7 protein-coding genes are annotated in these 4782 nt (G+C 71.8%); 5 read left to right on the forward strand and 2 right to left on the reverse strand.

Going from position 1 to position 4782, the window contains the following annotated elements:
* The coding region (locus BGO15_RS14640; protein ID WP_286748433.1) for a hypothetical protein at positions 1-326 on the forward strand (326 nt) is incomplete at its 5' end.
* A 330-nt stretch (positions 327-656) separates the two neighbouring features.
* On the opposite strand, the gene BGO15_RS14645 is transcribed toward BGO15_RS14640, so the two are convergent.
* On the reverse strand, positions 657-1187 hold the full coding sequence (locus BGO15_RS14645; protein ID WP_286748434.1) for a DUF1697 domain-containing protein: 531 nt from the start codon (positions 1185-1187) through the stop codon (positions 657-659).
* 9 nt (positions 1188-1196) lie between these two features.
* Entirely contained in the window at positions 1197-2435 is a 1239-nt protein-coding gene (locus BGO15_RS14650) for an MFS transporter (RefSeq protein ID WP_286748435.1), read from the reverse strand.
* A 49-nt stretch (positions 2436-2484) separates the two neighbouring features.
* Here BGO15_RS14650 and BGO15_RS14655 point away from each other — a divergent pair, with 49 nt between their 5' ends.
* The 4 genes from BGO15_RS14655 to BGO15_RS14670 form a co-directional block, all read left to right on the forward strand.
* Positions 2485-2811 (forward strand): ArsR/SmtB family transcription factor, encoded by a 327-nt coding sequence (locus tag BGO15_RS14655; RefSeq protein ID WP_286748436.1) that lies wholly within the window; start codon positions 2485-2487, stop codon positions 2809-2811.
* Between the two features lie 77 nt (positions 2812-2888).
* On the forward strand, positions 2889-3320 hold the full coding sequence (locus tag BGO15_RS14660; RefSeq protein ID WP_286748437.1) for a hypothetical protein: 432 nt from the start codon (positions 2889-2891) through the stop codon (positions 3318-3320).
* A gap of 9 nt (positions 3321-3329) precedes the next feature.
* Complete coding sequence (locus tag BGO15_RS14665) at positions 3330-4433, forward strand: sensor histidine kinase (protein WP_286748438.1); 1104 nt, start codon at positions 3330-3332, stop codon at positions 4431-4433.
* Positions 4430-4782 (forward strand): response regulator (locus tag BGO15_RS14670; protein WP_286748439.1); only part of this gene is annotated, 353 nt, incomplete at its 3' end. The genes BGO15_RS14665 and BGO15_RS14670, both read left to right, overlap by 4 nt.

The raw sequence follows: 4782 nt of genomic DNA on the forward strand, positions 1-4782 counted from the left end.
TGGTCGGGGTCGGACGGTTGCGACGAGGGGAGCGGCTGTCCGCAGGGAACGTCATCCGCTCGGAGGCGGCGCTCAGCTTCATCGACCTCTGGCTCGCGGTGTGTCACCCCGGAGAGTCTCACCCTGATCCGTTCGACGGCCGGCGCCGGATCGAGAGGGTCGACCCCGAGGTGGCGGGGCGGTTGGACGACGCCATGGAGCAATCGACCGAGCGCGCTGCGCGAAGCATCCTCTCCCTCGCCGAGGAGATCATCGCGCCGGCGTGGCCTGGCTGGCCAGGGAGCGGCGCGGACGCCGTGCGTCGCCGACTGGGCTGGAGCACGTAGCCCGAACGCACGGGATCCGCGTCCGATCGTCGGAACGGCAGGCTGGATCAGCCCTGCGGAGCCTCCCGCCACGCCGGGAGGGCGGTTGAGCCTGCTGATCCGACGCAGACGCCGGAATACGTCGGGGAGTGAAGTCGGCCGTCCCGCCTCGGCGACGGCGTCGCAGCGTCCGCACCGGGCGACCGGGGTCGCCGTCCCGGCGCGGACTCCTCCGTCGCGGCGGTTGCAGATTCAGGAGAAACCGGGGTATCCCGGGTGCCCGCGCGCCGCGAGCCGCAGTTCTTCCTGAATCCGCAACCGCCCCGGGCGACGAACGGCGCCACACAACGCCTACGCTGGCGAGTCCGGCGCGAACCGGTCGACCAGGCGCACGAGCGTCGGCAGGCCGCGGGAGGTCGCGGGGGCGGCGATGATCCGTTCGATCGCGGGTGTGGCGTTGCTCTCGCGATCGCGCTCGTTGGCCGTGACGGCCCAGCCGTCGCCGGTCGCCAGGATGACGCACCGGCGCTTCGTCGCCTCCGTGATCACCGCGTGATCGTCGAGGTCGATCCGGCCGCCGGCGTGGAGCGTCAGCTCGCGGCGGGACGCGTCGGCCGCGGCCGCATGCCCGTCGACGATCTCGGCGACCTGGGACAGCGGCATCCAGAATCCGTCGCGGTCGTGGCCGCGCACGACGAGCGCGCCCACGGCCCGCTCGATCACGAGCGCCGGATCGTCCGCCTCGAAGACGATGGTGCCGTTCGTCTGGAACGGGACGACCTCCGTGGCGCCTCCCTCGGCGAAGGCGTCGCGGACGTCGTCGGTCGACGGCTGGCCGCGCTGGCCCTGGTTGACGTTGCGGAGGAAGCCGACGTGGCGCACGCCGCGAGCCTAGACCGATCCGCCGACCTCCGCGGCGCCGCGCGTCACGCTCCCAGGAGCACCCGCCCGCGGGCCGGCGAGGGTGACGAGCATGACGACGGCGCCGGCGACGGTCAGGACGCTCGCCGTGAGCAGCACTGCGGTCGGCCCAGCCTTGAGCGCCACCGCCCCCAGGAGGGGAGCGCATGCGATGCCGACGTACATCGCCGTCGACAGCCACGACAGCGAGATGCCGGCCAGGGGCGGGTTGAGGGCGACCACCCGGTGCTGGAGCGGCACGAGGGCCGCGAAGGCGACAACGCCCCAGGCCGCGAACAGGATGCCTCCGGCCACGAGGTTCGACCCAAAGAGCGCGATCAGCACGAACACGACCGCCTGCAGCGTCATCGCGGCGACCCCGGTCCGCAGTGCCCCGATCCGGTCGGCGAGGAGGCCGCCGAGCCCGTTGCCGACGACTCCGCCGAGCCCGTACACGAGGAGCAGGACCGCGAGGACCGTGCCCGAGCCGTGGGTCGCCGCGCGCATGACGCTCGAGCTGAAGATGTAGACGATGTTGAACGCCGCGGTGAGCAGGATCTGCACGATCAGCATGAGGCCGATACGCCAGTCCGCGAACACCGAGAAGCGCTGGCCGAACCGCAGCCCGGCGTGGGTCGGGACGCCGCGCACCGTGACCGCGATCGCGACGGCGACGACGGCCGCGAGCGCGGCGAGGCACCCGAGCGGGAGGCGCCAGTCGGCTGCCGCGGCCAGCGCGGTGCCGACCGGGGCGCCGAGGGCCGTCGCCAGCGTGAAGCCCGCCCCGACCGTGGCCAGGGCGCGCCCGCGCAGCGCGTCGGGGACGAGACCGGATGCCGCCGCCGTCGCCGCAGGCACCAGGGCTGCTCCGCCGACGGCGGCGATGACGCGGCCGAGTTCGAACACGCCCAGCGTTGGCGCGATCGTCGTGACGAGGGTGCCGACGGCGACGATCCCGAGGCCCGATGCCATCAGCACGGTGCGGGAGAGGCGGGGGAGAAGCGACGCGATGAGCGGCGACGCGACGGCGACGACGATCGAATACCAGGTGATCGTGTAGCTGACGGAGGCGACCGTGGTGTGCAGCTCCGCGGCGATCTCGGGGAGGACGCCGGCGATGACGAAGGCGTTCGTGCCGACGATGAACAGTCCGGCCGCGAGCACGATGAGCTGCCATCGCGTGCGGGGCGCGATCCGGTCGGCGCGATATGATTGTTCGATGGTCGTCATACGATCAGCGTAGCGAATTGTTCGATCAACATCAAACTATTGAGCGAGAATGCCTGAGTACCCGATCCCCGACATCGCGGATGTCACGCTCGAGGGCGTGCTGAAAGCGATCGCCGATCCGATCCGTCTCGAGATCGTCCGGAAGCTCGCGGACGGCACGCCTCAGCCGAAGGCAGACCTGTGGGACGGCATCGCCGTGGGCAAGGCGACCATGGCGCACCACTTCAAGACCCTGCGCGAGGCGGGGCTGACCTCATACATCATTCACGGCCGTTCCCACGACATGGCGCTTCGCCGCCCGGAGCTGGACGCGAAGTTCCCGGGGCTCCTGGATGCCGTGACCCGGCCGGTCGCGACGGAATCGCCCGACGCCTGACACGCGTCAGCCGATCGGTGGCGAACCCTGACCGATCGGGTGATCCGTCGCAGACGCTCGTTCGCGACGCTGGAGGCATGACTCAGACCTCCGCCTCCACCCGCCCCGCGGCCGACGCCGCACGGCGCGCCGCCTTCCGCCCGATCGTCGGCTTCGTGATCGCTTTCGTGGCGGTCAGCGCCGCGATGATCGCCTTCCTGGTCGGAATCGCGGCCACCGGAACCGGTGTCGACACGGCGATCTGGATCCGCTGCTCGCTCGTCCTCGCCAGCGCTGTCCTGCTGCTCGTGTTCGCCGTCGGAGCCGCCCGAGGTTCGCGCAGCGCATGGGTGCGCCTGCGGATCGTGAGTCCGATCGTCGTGGTCGCGGTGATCGTGATCGTCTCGATTCCCGGGTTCCTCCCCGACTGGGTACGGGTCGAACAGGCCGTCTGCGGTCTTCTCGTGCTGCCGGTGGCGGTCATGACGAACCTGCCGCGCATCGGGGGTCACTTCCCGCGGGAAGCGTAGGGTCGGATCGTGCTCGACCCCCGCTGGCGCCTCGTCCTGACGGTCACGCCCTACATCGTGCTGGGGATGCTCACCGTCTTCGCCCTGGGTGCCGAGTGGGGCGCGTGGTCGCACCTCGTGCCGACCCTGGTGCTGTGCGTCGTGGCGGTGGTGTGGATCCTCGTCTTCCGCACGCTTCTGCCCTCTCGCGATCGTCCGGCGGCCATCGCGGTGTTCCTGTCGGGGTTCATCGTGATCAACCTCGTGCTCGTCTTGCGGGACAGCTGGTTCGGATTCCTGACGATCGCCACCTTCTCGTTCGCCTACTCGCTCGTGCGCTGGCCGTGGCAGCTCCTCGCGGTCGGCGCGACGGCCGTCGTCGCCGGGCTCGCGCAGAGCAAGGATCTGCGCACGAGCCCGGCGACGGCACCCTGGGCCCTCGCCGTGATCGCCCTCAACATCATCGTGATGTGCGGTCTTGCGTGGGGGCTGCGCGTCGCGCAGCAGCAACAGGGCAGGATGTCGACCGAGCTCGAACGCTCCCGCCTCGCGCGCGAGATCCACGACACGCTCGCCCAGGGCTTCGTCGGCATCGTCACCCAGCTCCAGGCCGCCGAGCAGGCGCCGGGCGAGGCCGAGCGCCGACGGCACGCGGACGCCGCGTTGGCGCTCGCCCGAGAGGGTCTCGCCGAGGCGCGACGGTCGGTGCAGGCGCTGCGGCCGGCCCCGCTCGACGAGGTGCGCCTGGCGGGGGCGCTGCGCGGGCTGGCGGAGCGCTGGTCGGGTCGCACCGGCATCCCGGTCGAGGTCACCTCCTCCGGGGATGCCCTGCGCGTGTCGACGGATGCCGAGATCGCCCTCCTCCGCACCGCCCAGGAGGCCCTCGCCAACGTCGAGCGGCACGCCGCCGCCCGGCACGTCGGGCTGACGCTCGCGACCGATGCGCACGGCACCCGGCTGGAGGTACGCGACGACGGCCGGGGGTTCGATCCCGAGGCGTCCGTCCCAGCTGGTGCGGAAGGCGGATTCGGACTCGTCGCGATGCGCGAGCGGGTCGAGGCGCTGGCCGGCACGCTCGTCGTCGATTCCCGCCCCGGGCACGGTACCGCGGTACGTGCGGAGATGCCGCGATGACGGTTCTGCGCCTGCTCGTGGTCGATGACCACCCCGTCGTGCGGGACGGGATCGTCGGGATGGTGTCGTCGGACCCCGCGATCGCGGTCGTGGGCGAGGCATCCGACGGGGCGGAGGCCGTGCGCCTCGCGCGAGTCCTGGAGCCGGACGTCGTGCTGATGGACCTGCGGATGCCGCGCATGGGCGGCGTCGCGGCGATCCGAGAGCTGCAGCGCCTCGGCGTGCCGGCACGCGTGCTCGTGCTGACGACGTTCGACGCCGACGCCGACGTCCTGCCCGCCATCGAGGCCGGCGCCACCGGGTATCTCCTGAAGGATGCGCCGTCGGCGGAGCTCATCCGGGCGATCCG

The organism is Microbacterium sp. 71-23 (assembly GCF_001897265.1).
GTDB lineage: Bacteria > Actinomycetota > Actinomycetes > Actinomycetales > Microbacteriaceae > Microbacterium > Microbacterium ginsengisoli.